Below are 14095 nucleotides of genomic sequence, written 5' to 3' on the forward strand. Positions count from 1 at the left end.
TTAAACTACCGCAAAGATGAAAAGACTATTATCATTACTATTAAGCTTATGTCCTATCTTATTAATGGCCCAAACGCGACTTGAAGGCCAGATGGAAATTTCCTACAAGAAATACCTGCCTTTCGATGGCGACTATTTAGCACTCAAGAACAACAGTTCCATTCATTTGTATAATATAGAAAGCCCTTCCAGTTTCCATGTGATAAACTGGAAGCCACAATTATTCAATACAATCCCCTTTCAGATTATAGAGGGTTATTTTTTGGAAACCTCAGATGACAACTATTTGATCAAGGATACCAAAACCAACAACACCATACTGGAAGTAAGAAAATTATGGGAATGGAATAAAAATGGTGGAATAGCCCAATTGAATAGAGAAGGCCGTACCAACTTATCCTACCTATATTTTGATTTTCCAGGTCTACCGATCGACACCTTGACCAAAAGGGATTACCTGGCCATGTTCCCCAATGCAGAAAAAGGCCTGTTCAGGTGGTCCAGTATTCTCGGAAAGGATTCGGGAATGTACCCATTTTCAGAAGGGCTAGCTACCATCAAAAGTCCAGACCATTTGTTCGGCTATATGGACAAATCCATGGCGATGAAGATCGCTCCCCAATACCTGAGTGCAGGGAGTTTTTATGAAGGGCTGGCCTCTGTTCAAAACAAAGAGCATAAATGGGGATTTATTGATAAAGAGGGCAATATTGCCATACCATTTAACTACCATGCCCAACCCACACGTTTTTCATGCGGCATGGCCCGGGTTACGAACAACAAAGGAAAACAGGGCTACATTAACCCTTCAAATGAACTGGTGATCCCAGCGATATATACCTACGCAACTCCCTTCTACAAAGGACATGCACTGGTAAGGGAAGAGATCAATAGTCCCATTCTTTTGATCAATAAAGAGGGTAAGATTGTTGAAAGGTATGATTCCAACTATTATTATTTGGACGAATATAATTTCGAGATCCCCCTTCACTATGAAACGGAAAAGTTTTCTCCAACGCTCAGGCAATTGATGGATAGTGGAAAGGCCATTATCAGAAAAGAAGGACGTTATGGTCTTATTGATATAAATGGTCAAGTTATCCTTAACTTCAACTACGACCTCTTAAAAGATTATCGAAACGGCCTCATGCTGGCCAGAAAAAGTACTTTTGAAAATGGCAGGACCATTATCCGCGATGGACTGATTGATGAAGGTGGCAATTTTCGGTTTTTGTTTGGTGAGGAAGGTGGTTTTTAAACCCCTAACGGAAGTATTACTTCCGCAATCCCACATTCCTCAAGGCACTTACCTCAAGGGCATAAACACCAAACTCCTCCACCACCTTGCCATAAAGCCTATAAAATCCTCCAGAGTTCAGCGGGTATTTCTTTAATACCGGCGGGAAATGCACCGTATCCAGCCAGTCTCCCCTTTCATCCAGAAAGGTCCCAAAGGCCATATAGTCTCCCCGTACCGTCCTCACCGGTTTGGTGGTCACGATCCTGCCCAGCATGCATACCTGCTTGCCTACGAGTTGGGGCATTTCCATGACATAGGAAAGACCTTTACGATCATCGTCCACCAGCATAAAGGGATCCTCTAAGGAAAAACCGATCAGTTCGATCTCATCATAGGCATCTTCCAGGGGCTTCTTGGGGAATTGAGGCAGGGTAAAGTCGATTGGCTCCTCAGCAAAGATCGCCTCACAGCTTGGCGCTTTCTCCATCCGCTTATGCTTGAAATTGGCATGCCAGAGCAGCTCCTTTTTCTCCATGCCCGTAAACCGCAGCGCCCCTACCCTGATCAGGATATTGAGTTGCTCGACATCTACCTTTGTACGCTCGATAAAATCTATCAGCCCGGTATAAGCCCCATGCTTTTTCCTTTCTTCCAGTATGCGTGCTACAGTTTTCTTCTCCAGGTTCTGGATATGCACAAAGCCCACGATGACCTCCTCTCCCCTGATGGAGGTCAGGTACTGTCCCTCGTTCACACATGGGGGAAAGACCTTGGCCCCTGCTTTCTTCAGTTCATGGAAGTAAAATCGTGTACTATAAAAGCCCCCAAAGTTATTGATCACCGCCACCATAAACTCCATGGGATAATAGGTCTTTAAAAAAAGGCTCTGATAACTTTCGACAGCAAAGGAAGCCGAATGGGCCTTGGAAAAGGAATAGCCCCCAAAAGATTCCATTTGTCTCCATACTTCCCTACTGATCTCATCAGGATAGCCCTTTTCCTTGCAGTTGGCAAAGAACTTTTCCTCTATCAGCTTAAAGCGGTTATGGGAACGGTACTTGCCCGACATGGCCCTGCGGAGGATATCCGCCTCCCCCATATCCAGTCCCGCAAAATGGTGGGCCACCTTGATCACATCCTCCTGGTAGACCATCACCCCGTAGGTTTCCTCCAGTAGCTCCTTCATTTTGGGATGCAGGTAGGGTATATTATCCGGATGATGGAACCGCTCGATATACTGTTTCATCATGCCTGACTGGGACACCCCCGGCCGGATAATGGAGCTGGCCGCCACCAAGGTCAGGTAATCATCACAGCGTAGCTTGGTGAGCAATTGCCGCATGGCAGGGCTTTCGATATAAAAGCAGCCAATGGTGTCTGCCCTCCTGATCTGATCGGCCACTTTGGGGTCATTGAAGAACTCCTCCACCTTACGGATATCCACTTCCACTCCCCTGTTTTCCTTGATCAGCTCTACCGTATCCTTGATATGGGCCAGCCCCCTTTGGCTCAGGATATCCAGCTTGAACAGACCGATCTTTTCGGCCAGGAACATATCGACCTGTGCGGTATTAAAGCCCTTGGGAGGACGTTCCATGGCCGTGTACTGGTAGATGGGCGCTTCACTGATCAGCATCCCTCCCGGATGGATACTCTGGTAATTGGGAAAGTCCTGCATAAGTGCTCCATATTTTAGAATGGCCCGCTGGATCTTATCCTCTGGCGGACAGGCATCTTTCCTGTGGCGTACCAGTTGGTCTATTTCCGGTTTGGGCAGGCCAAAGACCTTGCCCAGTTCCCTGATAATGGCCCTGCCCTGAAAGGTAGAGTACATCCCCAATAAGGCTACATGTTCCCAGCCATAGCGCTTAAAGATATAATCGATCACCTCATCCCGGTCCTGCCAGCTGAAGTCCATATCAAAGTCAGGCGGTGAGGTACGGTGGGGATTTAAAAACCGCTCAAAATACAGGTCCAGCTTGATAGGGTCCACATCGGTGATCTTCAGGCAATAGGCCACGATGGAATTGGCACCCGAGCCCCTGCCCACATAGAAGAAGCCCCTGCTTTGGGCGTATCGTACCACATCGAGGACGATCAGGAAGTAAGCATTGAAGTTCAGCTCATGGATGATCCGCAATTCTTTTTTCACCCTTTCCAGTGCCAGAGCGTTTCCTTCTCCATATCGCACCTTCATCCCTTCAAGGGCCAGTTTTTCCAAGAGGATACGGTCATCCTCCTTGGAGGAGCTAAAGTACTTTTTGTTCTTATCCGAATACAATTCCATGCTTATAGCGCAACTGTCCATGACCTTTAGGGTCTGCTTAAGGATAAAGGGATATTCGGCATAGGCATTCCAGAGCTCCAGCTTATTGCCAAAGTATTCCTCCTCTCCTGCCAAATCATCAGGACCAAGCTTGGTGAGTAATGTATTCAGGTCAATGGCACGCAGGATTTTGTGTAGATTAAAATAGGTCCTGTTCTGGAAGGTAACCGGCTGCCATACTACCCACTTTTCAGGATGCTTTTCAGGTGCCTGCTTATACAGTTTGATCAATTGGGACATCCGGATCCCCATCAGTTCATTCTCTCCCAATTCGTCCACCTGTCTAGAACCAAAGGGATAGATCACCCATACTTCTTTTAAAGCTGGCATCCTTGGAAAGTCCTGCTTTTCCATCAGGTGCAGGCTTATAAAACGGTTGATATGCATCAGCCCTGCATCATTCTTGGCAAGCAGAATATACAGCATCTCCTGGCCATTCCTGATCTCTGCCCCCACTATGGGCTTGATCTGGGCTTTCCGGCAAAACTCCACAAAGTCCCAGGCATCTGCCGTGCTATTGATATTGGTCAGCGCCAGTGCTTTCACCTTTTTGGCCTTGGCCATGTCCACCAGTTCCTGGGTACCGATGGTCCCATATCGGTAGCTGAAATACGTCTTACAGTTCAGATACATGCCTACCTCCTTCCTGTGTTCATGCCCACTGCCCTGCTTACCGCCTGTGAGCCATACTTCCCCCTGATCGCATCCATGGCCTGATAAAGGCGCACATACTCCTCGGTATCCTCGAATAGGTTGATCTGTTGGAAACCGCCTACCAGATGGCTCACCTTCACCCCAATCAGCCTGACCAGCATCCTTCTATCATAGAGCTTGGCAAACAGCTCCTTGGCCTTGTTCAGCAAGACATCATCATTGGAAGTATAAGGCAATATGGCCTGCCTGCTTACCGTATCGAAATTGGCATAGCGCAGCTTCACCGTAATACAGCCACATAGCCTTCGCTGGTTCCGCAGACTGAAGGCCACCCTTTCTGTCAGCCGTACCAGTTCACCGTTCAGAAAGGCCATATTGATCGTATCATTTTCAAAGGTCTCTTCCTTGCCGATACTTTTTTGCTCGGTATAGGGAATGACCGGGGTATCGTCCTTGCCATTGGCCTTTCGAGAAAGGCTGATCCCGTTTTTCCCCAGCAGGTTCTGCATCATGGGCTCGGGGATTTCAGAAAGCAGCTTGATGGTCTCCACCCCCATCCTGCGCAATAAGGAAGAAGTCTTCAGCCCTATTCCCGGCATCCGCTCAATGGCCAGGGGCGCCAGATAGCCCTTTTCATATCCAAAGGGGATTTCCATCTGTCCATTGGGCTTGGCATCCTCGGTGGCCACCTTGCTTACCAGTTTATTGGAGGCCAGGGCATAGCTGATGGGCAGGCCTGACTCATGGAGGATCTTCTGCTTCAGTTCTGCAGTAAACTTGCTGCAACCAAAGAAGCGGTCCATCCCCGTCAGGTCCAGATAAAACTCATCAATGGAGGCCTTTTCCACCACAGGCACTTCCCCTCGGATGATATCGGTTACCACACGGCTATGGTAACTATAGCTGTCCATATCCCCTTGCAGATAGACGGCAGAGGGGCATAACCTACGGGCCAGCTTCATGGGCATGGCACTGTGCACCCCAAACTTGCGGGCTTCATAGCTGCAGGAGGCCACCACTCCACGTTCGGAGCTGCCACCGATGATCACTGGCTTATTATTGAGGGCACTGTTTGTCAGCCGGGCGACGCTGACAAAGAAGGTGTCCAGATCAAAATGCACCACATTCCTTTTCATTTGTCCGAACGATTTAGTAGTTTTGATAATAATTATATCATTATTGTGTTATAAATAATAGCAAAACAACATGGCAAATCAAAGCTTTTTTTGGTCTTCCAACATCAAATTCCTGCGTAAACGCAAGAGAATGACCCAGATAGAGCTGGCCGAAAAGTTGGACATTTCCCGTCCCAAATTAAATGCCCATGAAAACGGCTCCGTGAAGACCCCGGCCATGGCAGATATGGTGATGTTCGCAGACTTTTTTAAGATGAGCATAGACACCCTGATCAAGGTGGACCTGTCCCAGCTTTCCGAACTGGGGATCAGGGACCTGGAAGCAGGCAACGATGTCTATTTGAAAGGTGGAAGCATCAGGATTTTGGCCACCACGGTAAATCCCGACAATATGGAAAATGTGGAACTGGTGCCCATAAAGGCAAAGGCTGGATATCTGGCAGGATATAGTGATCCGGGCTTTATCAGTCAGCTTCCCGTATTCAACCTACCCCAGCTGGATCCCAACAGGAAATACCGCATGTTCCCTACCGAAGGGGATTCCATGCTGCCCGTACCAGAAGGGGCATATGTAATTGGGGAGTTTGTACAGGACTGGAGCAGTATAAAAGAAAAAATGCCCTGTATCGTGGTGACCAAAGAGGAAGGGATCAGCTTCAAGCTGGTCACTAACCACATCAAGGAAAACCGAAGCCTGCTTTTGGAATCGCTGAATACAATTTATGATCCCTATGAGGTAGCCGTAATGGATGTGTTGGAAGTATGGAAATTCCATAGCTATTTTACCGAAAACATCCCTGACCCACTGAGCGCTTTGGACCAGGTGGGCAGGGATGTCAGGGAAATTAAAGCAACCCTAAGTCAGTTGGCAAACGATAAAAAATAAAAGGGCGCCATGTTGATTATATTGGTTGAAGGACTTCAGGTACATTGGTATCCAACCTAGAATTGGTCACACCGTCCATGACCCGATATCCCTCCATTTTACTGTCATTTGGATAAGGGACCATAAGGTCAGTCATTTCATCCTTATTGAGATCCTCTATCAACCAAGCTTCCGCCTGATCACCATCCAGCACCAGAGGCATTCTTTTTTTCTCATTATGGATTTCCTCCAATAAGGGGTTGGCCGGTACGGTGATTATGCTAAAGGTCGGAATATCATGCCATACCGAATAGATCGCACCTAAGGTAAAGTACTCCCCTTCTTTGGGCCGGATGTAATATGACTGTGCCTTCTTCTGTCCGTCTGGATGATGAGGTTCAAAGAAGCCATTGCAGATCACCAAGCACCTGTTCTTCCAATAGGCCTTATAAGAACCCTTTTCAAACAGTTCCTCCCCTTTCGCATTAAGGGTATTGGCCCTCCAGGAAGATTCATCCTTCACCCAATGGGGATATAGTTTCCACCGGTACATATGGATGGCATTTTTATCGTGTGTACTGAGCACAGGAAGATAGGGCTGGGCAAATCCATTGAGGTGATAGCCACTTTGAAAAAGATCCGGTTCCGCAACCTTCTTATCAAAATCCTTTTCTACCGTCTTGATGTCCTTATTGAGGGAAACATGATAGCACATAGCATAAAAATGATGGTCCTATTAAAGATAAGGATTTATATAAAAATCACCTAGTGCTATCAGCAAAGGAAAATCCTTTTGTATATTTAGTAAAGGCCTGTCATCCAATTCAACTAATATGATTCCCATTGACTTCGATCATACCCACTTTATCAACCTGTGCCATAATTTCAGGACATTCGCAGAGGCAGAACCTGACCAAGATCAATTGGAAGAAATATATAAATTGGCTTTGCATCTTGATAGTTATAGTACCCACGTTATTCCTCCGAAGCTTATGGATTTTTACCTGATCAATAAGTGTTTGATAGGCACTGATGTTGAATTGGCATGGACGGATATAAGCTCAAAAGCCAGCTATTATAGTGGGATTTACGAATGGGAAGATGACTATTTTTTTGTGAATGCGGTATGTGGTACAGACAGCAATACAGTCGAGATCAACCATTTGGGAACCTGTCCCTACTCAGCCCCCTTGTTCCTTTACCACATCCCCAATAAACCATTCAGGCATAAATTTGAAATTATATTCGAGCAGATTTTTTCATCTTAGCTAATAAAGTTTTTTTTATCCCTAATATCAATATGGTCGACAATTAGCTTGGTATTCATGACTGCATGTTTATTTGATAGAATTTAAGCATTTGCCCCCTCTTACCTGAAAAACACGATAAATTTAGCAAGTCTTCCCATCTAGGAAACAATTGGCACGAATTTTTCCTTAAAATTGTCTTTTCAATAATTAAACACTTAAAAAAATGAGCAGATTTTCAGAAGTAAAGGAATTAGTGGATTCCTTGGAAGCAGATTTCGACAAGTTTTACGAACAGGGCAATAAGGCTGCCGGAACAAGGGTAAGAAACGGCATGCAGGCCATCAAGACCTTGGCCCAGGAGATCCGTACCGAGGTGCAGGAAATCAAGAACAAGGACAAATAAACGCATGAGCAAAAAAGGGGAATATCCCCTTTTTTGCTTTAATTCTTTCCACCGGTCAAGTAATCCACTGCTTTCTGTGCTTTGGCAGCAGATTCTACCAATAGGCGCTTATCCTCTTTCAGCTGTCCCAACCAATGCTGTATATATGCCGAAGAATTTTCCTGCTGGGCTTCTTTCCATATCCCACATAGATTGCTCAGGTAGCTGGCGCCCATTTCAGCAGTCAATTCTTCCTTGCTATAAGCGCTCTTATCCTTATCCGATGCATCCCATAGTTCCTTACGGTTAAGCCTTTTCTGGTGGCCGGTCGAATGGACCAGCTCATGGAACAGCGTCTGGTAAAAATACGCTTCAGTTCTGAACAGTTCCTTGGTGGGCATATTGATATAATCCTTTTTAGGGTAATAGTAAGCCTGTGCCTCTTCATATCTTACTTCAGGCATATCAGGTACTTTTTTCAATAAATCCTCACAAGCCTTGATTGGTTTGAAGGGCTGTTCAGTATTGGTATCAGGCAGTTCCCAATCCACTCCTTCCACATCAGCAATATTAAATACATTATAATATTTGAGGAATGCACGCCTGTCCACCAAACCTTTGGGCAATTTTCTAGCTTCCTGCTCAGTCAGCTTTTTTCCGGTTTCCTTATGCTGGTAAACAAAATTCCAGTAAACGATCGGGATGGATTTAGATCCCTTTCGTACCTTTCCTCCCAGGCTTTCAGCTTGTTTGAAGGTCAGGTAATAGGGTTTTCCATGGCCACAGCTTAGCAGTAGCCAAAGGTTGATCCCTTTGTACACCTTCCCTGACTGGTAGTTTTTGGGCAGTCCCATTATAGACCAAGGCCGCTTCCAAGGGATAATCCCCTTTTCAAGACTGGACATGATCCTTTCATTGACAATCTGATAAACATCTTTTCTGGAATGCTTTGTTGAACGCTTCATAATAACATCGTTTTGGTGAATGATTTTAATTATGAAGCATCCCCAGGCTGCAGGGCACATTAAAGGCAAGGAGGATCGGAATAAACCAGCCAAGGGATTAGCGGTGGTTTTATGCCGAAGTTCCTTGTCCTGTATGGGCAATGTCTGCCTAACTTAGCTGGATAATTGAATAAGAAACAGGAACTAAGCACCTTAAAAAATCTTTTAAGTAATATATTTATTACATTTGTAAATAAATTGTAATATTAGACCAGTATATACAGCTTGAGGTTTTTTCGAGATGATGTTCATTACCAAAACCGACATATCGACTTTACAAAGACTTTCCCAAAGCAATAATTTGGTACCCATTGATGAGATACCTGAATCGGTAAGGGAAGATTTTGATTTATTTTTCTTTGGTAAAACCATGACTACAGATGAATCCAACAGGCTTGCCGCTTATCCCCATGACATTAAAAATTGGGTTCGTCATCTCTTTAAAAAATACGCTGCCTGACGCCCTATGTTATCGTCTTTTTTAGTGGATTTCAATCAATCACTTCGAATTTTCAGAGAAAAGTACCCTGCCCCGAAGTGGACGGAAGAATTTAGCAATATGCTTATCAACGATTTCACATTTTTCTCCTCCCGTTTGGAGGATGATCAGATTAAGTACGGGGAAACCATACAGTTTTTGAATAATGAAATGGTTAGGAAGGGAAAGATGAAAAGTCTATTGGATGTAGCCAACCACAAGGATACGCTTCAAGGAATCATAGATCATATTGAAACATTTGAGTGCAGCGAAGAAGTTATTAAAGACATACATAGGAAATTGATGAGCAGCGAACTGGTTTGGGAAACTGATTTCAAACCCGAACTTATCGGTTGTTATAGAAATATCCCAACAATTGGATATCGTCAACCTTTGTACCCCAACAAAGAATATGCTCCTCATTACAACCTTGAAATGATTATGGGATCATATGTGGATGTTTTTAAAGAAAGTTTGACCAGATTGACAATTCAAAAGACGAAAAGCATATTTTGACAGTCCTTGCTTATTTTCATAATAAATTCCTGAATGACATCCACCCTTTTGCTGACGGGAATGGACGTGTATGTAGGATAATAATGGGTGCAGTATTGATGCAACATCAATGTCCTCCCGTATTTACCCAGATTAAATCCGAAAACGACAGAAAAGCCTATATTGAAACTATCATCTCCTGTGAAAGGTCAAATTCCGACCTACCACTTGTCCAGTTTCTCGCAGAGGGAATGACTAAATATTTACAAGATAAAATTGATAAAGAAAACGGATCATTTTCCTAATCAATTCCATATTAATTTTAGCTCCTGTATGCGAAGACTAAGAATCCAATGCGTGAACAAAGTAGAAAAAGGACCTTTTAAAGGATCAATAAATAGAATTGGTGGCTTAAATGAAAATGGTGAAAGGTGGAATATCTCCATTGAAGAAGCCCAAAAAGGCATAGATTCAGGTTTGTGGGAATTCTATATAAAGCAGGAAAAACTAGAGGAAAACATTACATTTTCTTCTGATGAAGAGCCGGTTTTGGAAAACCTCATGGAATGCCCTTGGTAATTTATTATCCGTATTAGTAATACTTAGAATCACCTTTTCTGAATAATCAGTCCCATTAATCCAGGACTGTCCATCATCCTTTCCAGTTCCGATTCAACCAGTTCATGGATTTCAGCCTTGATCCTTTTATAGTTTTCATTGACCTCCTTCTCCCCCAGCCTTCTACATGCAGGGATTTCCTTATAGGCGCTTTCTTCCCTTTTTATGGCCTCATGGTCATTGATGATTTTCGCATGGAACCCCTTCAGTTCCATAGGCTGTTCAGGAGTATCGGCCACTAATCCCACAAACTCCCCTGAGGAAAGTGAAGCAATGGTAGATTGTGGTACCGCCAGGTCCAGTTGGGTGGAATGGCTGATAGAAGTATCATTGGAATTAATGGAATGGCTTTGCCTTTTTTGCCTGATCTTCCCGAAACGGTCGGAAAGCTGTTTTGCCGTATCTCCCAGCACCTGCCCCGAGACAATATTTCCGACAGTGTTCATGATCACCTCGGCCTGCTCCCTGCCATAATCCTTTTTTAACTGGCTGTAGTCCTGGACCCCCAGACAGGTGGCTACCTTATTTGACCTTGCCGTGGCGATCAGGTTATCGATCCCATTAAAATAAATGGTGGGAAATTCATCGAAAATCAGGCTGGATTTTAGTTTTCCCTTTTGGTTGACCAGCTTGGTAATCCTGGAAATATACAAACTCAACACTGCTCCATATACCTGTTGCTTTTGGGGATTATTACCCATGCAGACTACTTTGGGTTCCTTGGGATTATTGATATCCAACGTAAATTCACTTTCAGAAAGCACATAATAAAGCTGTGGTGAGGAAAGCCTTGCCATGGTGATCTTGGCACTGGCTATCTGCCCTTCCAGTTGTTCCGCAGCTCCTTGGAGGTAAGCAGAAACAAATGGGTTGATGAGCACCTCGATTTCCGGTTCGGTCCTTAATACAGAAAAGAGCTTATCATAATCCACCTGCATCATTTCTATGACATGGGGCAGGGTGCAGAATTTGCCCTTTTGGTATTTTTTCAAAAACCAGATCACGGCAGTCAAAAAATTGATGGGCGACTCCACAAAGAAGTCCCCTTGTTTTTTGATCCATTCCCTGTTGAGGCCCATCATAATGGTTCGGGAAGATTCACTGGCATCGGTAATATCCAACATGGTAGAAGGTTCCAGGGGATTGCAGCGATGGCTCCTGGAAAGGTCATCAAAATTAATGGTATAAAATTGGGGTAAAACCTGATAGACACCTTTTGATTTTAGCAGGGCATTATAGGCTATCCTGGAAAGGTCATCGTACTTAAAATCATAGACGAACATTGAAAATCCCTTTGCAATATGCTGGGTAATCACATGACGGATCACAAAATAACTCTTTCCAGATCCAGGGGTACCCAGTACCAATAATGCCCTAAAAGGGTTGATGATATTGATCCAGCTCTTTCGGATTTTGTTTTTCAGTTGGTATTTGGCTGGAAGATTTATGGAATACTCATTGACCAGCTTTCTTTCCTCTTGGGGAAAGGTTTCATTTTCCCTGTTGAATACCCCTTTGCTGCCTTGGTCTTTCAGGAATCTGGACAACCTCCCTCCTCCCCATAGCACCATCAGATAGCCGATAATCATGGAAATACTGTGAAAATACCCCAAGGTCAAAGGATCTATTGTCAGTCTTCTCCAATAATTTGAAAACATAAAGAGATTACTGCCTAGGAAAAGGCAAATCAATGCAGAAGGCCATTTGACCTTTACATCCTTTTTACCCTTTGCTCCCAAAAGACTGATAAAAAGCAATCCTAGGGACAGGGCTTTGGCATAAAAGTCATTTCCAAGAAATGGCAGCTTGCCCAATTCCTGAATAAAATTATCCCAAAGCGGCTGTACCAATCCCCAATGGTTAAATAGTACAGGAAGCACCAAATATAAATGGACCAGTAATACTGTGAGGCTGGCCTTTCGGGTAAGATCCAGAATTTCCCTAAGCGCCTGGGTATTTTCTCCTGTAGCCATCTTAAAGTTGTTTTCTTCGTTTTTTCCTATTATTCTTTTTATCAAAAGGATCGGTTAACTCTTCCCATTCTGGCCTAGCAATTCCTTCAACAAGGCCTATAAAGGCACCTAATAAGCTACTATTCTCTACCTCCCATACTGGGGTTTCAGTTTTTTGTCTTTCCCTGAATTGGTTAAAGAATGATGGCCCCACATTATGTTGGAAAGCATCAATCTCCAATTTGGAATGGCCTTTCTCCTCCAAATTTGGATTTAGCTGGACAAAAACCTTTTGACCACTCAGCGATCTGGATAGTTTCGATGCCTTGAAGGCAGATCGGTTGACATGATCAATGATGGTCAGGCCAAAAACCACCCCTTCTTTGGAATAATGAAAATCAGCTGCAAGACCAGCCTTTTTAAGATTTTCCTCGAATGCTCCTTTCCCCTTCCCTTTGGAAATCTTCAGGGCTTCCAACACCTTATTTCGAGTGATTGAAACCAATCCTTCCTTTTTCCTTTTACTGTGCTCCATCCTCTTTTGAAGCTTGGAAAAGGTTGGTTTCGAATAAAAGGCACTTGCCTTAATGGGAACACCAATCCGTTTTCCCTTACTATCCATTGGGCTATAGGCCAGGCCCTTATTTTCATACATCTTTGTTCCCTTTTCTCCCTGAATCAATGCAATATTGAATTGCCGCAGTATAGAGGCAAATTCACCAATTGAGCCATAGGAATAAGTCCTCATCACCTCAGTGATAATATTGCCCATTGCAGCTTTACTTTCCTTTTTTCCATAATGCAGCCTTTCCAAAGGCTGCATTATTAGCACCTGTTCTTTTTGCTGTTCTGCAACCACCAGACCTAGCTCTTTTTCTAATTCCTTTCTGGCTTTTTCCGATTGCTCCTTGCCCAGGTTATGCGTTTCTATTCGCTTCCCTTCTCGAGTAATATTGGTACTGACAATATGCAGATGCGGATGTGCGGCGTCCATATGTTCATAGGCCAAATAAGGTTGACTTCCAAAGCCGATACGGTTCATATATTCTTGTGCGATAAATCGCTTCTCGGAATCATTCAATTGGTCCTTAGGAGAAAAGTTGAGGGAGACATGAAAGGCATTCAACTTGGCCCTGGTATTCTTTTCCGTATAAAAGAGAAACCTTTGGTGTTTAAATTTTAGGGAGGCATTTTCACCATTTGTCCCAAAACCATTGGCCATGAGAACGGACGCCTTTTTTTCCTTTACCTTATCCTCATTATAATACAGTAGGCCAAGGATATTTCTTCCCAAGCTGATCCGGGCTACCATTACCGAAAGGACTTTTGCATTGTACTTTCCAGTTCTTCTATTTTATTTCCTACCAAGGCCAATTGCTTTTCCACTTGTTTTACCAAAGCCTTTTTCCGCAAGGGGTCTTTCAGGCTATTGAAATAACGGGTAATCTGATTGATGTTTACCCCTATGGCATGGATCTCCATTTGAATGGATTGCATTTGATCTAGAAGGAGATCTGCCGTTTCATCATGGGTTTTGCAGATGATGGTTTTATTGGAAAGTATATCCCTGATCAGGGCGCTCATGGTGTTATTTTGAGATTTAGAAAGCAGGTTGACCAATTCCTGATACCGTTGTTCAGGTATCCTTGACTCCACCTGCTTGAGTCTTAATTTTTTCCTTGCGCCCATCATTGC

At 44.0% G+C, this 14095-nt stretch carries 15 protein-coding genes; 8 read left to right on the plus strand and 7 right to left on the minus strand.

Annotated features, from left to right (window positions below):
- The first annotated feature begins 16 nt into the window (after positions 1–16).
- Positions 17–1258 (plus strand): WG repeat-containing protein, encoded by a 1242-nt coding sequence (locus tag KMW37_RS00745; protein ID WP_215222696.1) that lies wholly within the window; start codon positions 17–19, stop codon positions 1256–1258.
- Positions 1259–1274: 16 nt separating this feature from the next.
- Here KMW37_RS00745 and KMW37_RS00750 read toward each other — a convergent pair whose 3' ends face one another.
- Positions 1275–4199 carry a DNA polymerase III subunit alpha gene (locus KMW37_RS00750; RefSeq protein ID WP_215222697.1) on the minus strand — a complete coding sequence of 975 codons (2925 nt, stop codon included), beginning with the start codon at positions 4197–4199 and terminating at the stop codon, positions 1275–1277.
- 2 nt (positions 4200–4201) lie between these two features.
- On the minus strand, positions 4202–5356 hold the full coding sequence (dinB, locus tag KMW37_RS00755) for a DNA polymerase IV (RefSeq protein WP_215222698.1): 1155 nt from the start codon (positions 5354–5356) through the stop codon (positions 4202–4204).
- A 70-nt stretch (positions 5357–5426) separates the two neighbouring features.
- Between dinB and KMW37_RS00760 the strand changes: the two genes are divergently transcribed.
- Complete coding sequence (locus tag KMW37_RS00760; RefSeq protein WP_215222699.1) at positions 5427–6242, plus strand: XRE family transcriptional regulator; 816 nt, start codon at positions 5427–5429, stop codon at positions 6240–6242.
- A 16-nt stretch (positions 6243–6258) separates the two neighbouring features.
- Here KMW37_RS00760 and KMW37_RS00765 read toward each other — a convergent pair whose 3' ends face one another.
- Positions 6259–6936 carry an SOS response-associated peptidase gene (locus KMW37_RS00765; RefSeq protein ID WP_215222700.1) on the minus strand — a complete coding sequence of 226 codons (678 nt, stop codon included), beginning with the start codon at positions 6934–6936 and terminating at the stop codon, positions 6259–6261.
- A 118-nt stretch (positions 6937–7054) separates the two neighbouring features.
- Between KMW37_RS00765 and KMW37_RS00770 the strand changes: the two genes are divergently transcribed.
- Positions 7055–7489: a hypothetical protein gene (locus tag KMW37_RS00770; protein WP_215222701.1), complete on the plus strand. Its 435-nt coding sequence runs from the start codon at positions 7055–7057 to the stop codon at positions 7487–7489.
- Between the two features lie 205 nt (positions 7490–7694).
- Positions 7695–7874 (plus strand): histone H1, encoded by a 180-nt coding sequence (locus KMW37_RS00775; RefSeq protein ID WP_215222702.1) that lies wholly within the window; start codon positions 7695–7697, stop codon positions 7872–7874.
- Between the two features lie 38 nt (positions 7875–7912).
- Here KMW37_RS00775 and KMW37_RS00780 read toward each other — a convergent pair whose 3' ends face one another.
- Positions 7913–8818, minus strand: a complete 906-nt coding sequence (locus tag KMW37_RS00780; RefSeq protein WP_215222703.1) for an ArdC family protein — start codon at positions 8816–8818, stop codon at positions 7913–7915.
- A 280-nt stretch (positions 8819–9098) separates the two neighbouring features.
- On the opposite strand from KMW37_RS00780, the gene KMW37_RS00785 reads away from it, so the two are divergent.
- The 4 genes from KMW37_RS00785 (at position 9099) to KMW37_RS00800 (ending at position 10409) form a co-directional block, all read left to right on the plus strand.
- Positions 9099–9317: a hypothetical protein gene (locus KMW37_RS00785; protein ID WP_246581273.1), complete on the plus strand. Its 219-nt coding sequence runs from the start codon at positions 9099–9101 to the stop codon at positions 9315–9317.
- 99 nt (positions 9318–9416) lie between these two features.
- Positions 9417–9851: a Fic family protein gene (locus tag KMW37_RS00790; protein ID WP_215222704.1), complete on the plus strand. Its 435-nt coding sequence runs from the start codon at positions 9417–9419 to the stop codon at positions 9849–9851.
- The gene (locus KMW37_RS22635) at positions 9848–10135 is read left to right on the plus strand and encodes a Fic family protein (protein WP_215222705.1); all 288 of its coding nucleotides are present in this window, start codon (positions 9848–9850) and stop codon (positions 10133–10135) included. The genes KMW37_RS00790 and KMW37_RS22635 overlap by 4 nt, the downstream gene beginning before the upstream one ends.
- A 28-nt stretch (positions 10136–10163) precedes the next feature.
- Positions 10164–10409: a hypothetical protein gene (locus tag KMW37_RS00800; protein ID WP_215222706.1), complete on the plus strand. Its 246-nt coding sequence runs from the start codon at positions 10164–10166 to the stop codon at positions 10407–10409.
- Between the two features lie 29 nt (positions 10410–10438).
- Here the strand turns inward: KMW37_RS00800 and mobC are convergent, their stop codons facing one another.
- From mobC to KMW37_RS00815, 3 genes are read right to left on the minus strand one after another with little or no spacing between them, the layout of a single operon-like run.
- Positions 10439–12466: a conjugal transfer protein MobC gene (mobC, locus tag KMW37_RS00805; RefSeq protein ID WP_246581274.1), complete on the minus strand. Its 2028-nt coding sequence runs from the start codon at positions 12464–12466 to the stop codon at positions 10439–10441.
- Positions 12423–13712 (minus strand): relaxase/mobilization nuclease domain-containing protein, encoded by a 1290-nt coding sequence (locus KMW37_RS00810; RefSeq protein ID WP_215222707.1) that lies wholly within the window; start codon positions 13710–13712, stop codon positions 12423–12425. Before KMW37_RS00810 ends, mobC begins: the two co-directional genes overlap by 44 nt.
- Complete coding sequence (locus tag KMW37_RS00815) at positions 13712–14092, minus strand: plasmid mobilization protein (protein ID WP_317195538.1); 381 nt, start codon at positions 14090–14092, stop codon at positions 13712–13714. Before KMW37_RS00815 ends, KMW37_RS00810 begins: the two co-directional genes overlap by 1 nt.
- Positions 14093–14095: the final 3 nt, after the last annotated feature.

The organism is Echinicola shivajiensis (genome assembly GCF_018642165.1).
Classification (GTDB): Bacteria; Bacteroidota; Bacteroidia; order Cytophagales; family Cyclobacteriaceae; genus Echinicola; species Echinicola shivajiensis.

Coding starts and splice junctions, on each gene's coding strand:
- KMW37_RS00785 (WP_246581273.1), top strand. CDS start 9,099: ATGATGTTCATTACCAAAACCGACATATCGACTTTACAAAGACTTTCC.
- dinB (WP_215222698.1), bottom strand. CDS start 5,356: ATGAAAAGGAATGTGGTGCATTTTGATCTGGACACCTTCTTTGTCAGC.
- KMW37_RS00760 (WP_215222699.1), top strand. CDS start 5,427: ATGGCAAATCAAAGCTTTTTTTGGTCTTCCAACATCAAATTCCTGCGT.
- KMW37_RS00750 (WP_215222697.1), bottom strand. CDS start 4,199: ATGTATCTGAACTGTAAGACGTATTTCAGCTACCGATATGGGACCATC.
- KMW37_RS00770 (WP_215222701.1), top strand. CDS start 7,055: ATGATTCCCATTGACTTCGATCATACCCACTTTATCAACCTGTGCCAT.
- KMW37_RS00815 (WP_317195538.1), bottom strand. CDS start 14,092: ATGATGGGCGCAAGGAAAAAATTAAGACTCAAGCAGGTGGAGTCAAGG.
- KMW37_RS00745 (WP_215222696.1), top strand. CDS start 17: ATGAAAAGACTATTATCATTACTATTAAGCTTATGTCCTATCTTATTA.
- KMW37_RS00810 (WP_215222707.1), bottom strand. CDS start 13,712: ATGGTAGCCCGGATCAGCTTGGGAAGAAATATCCTTGGCCTACTGTAT.
- KMW37_RS00765 (WP_215222700.1), bottom strand. CDS start 6,936: ATGTGCTATCATGTTTCCCTCAATAAGGACATCAAGACGGTAGAAAAG.
- KMW37_RS00780 (WP_215222703.1), bottom strand. CDS start 8,818: ATGAAGCGTTCAACAAAGCATTCCAGAAAAGATGTTTATCAGATTGTC.
- KMW37_RS00775 (WP_215222702.1), top strand. CDS start 7,695: ATGAGCAGATTTTCAGAAGTAAAGGAATTAGTGGATTCCTTGGAAGCA.
- KMW37_RS00790 (WP_215222704.1), top strand. CDS start 9,417: ATGCTTATCAACGATTTCACATTTTTCTCCTCCCGTTTGGAGGATGAT.
- KMW37_RS00800 (WP_215222706.1), top strand. CDS start 10,164: ATGCGAAGACTAAGAATCCAATGCGTGAACAAAGTAGAAAAAGGACCT.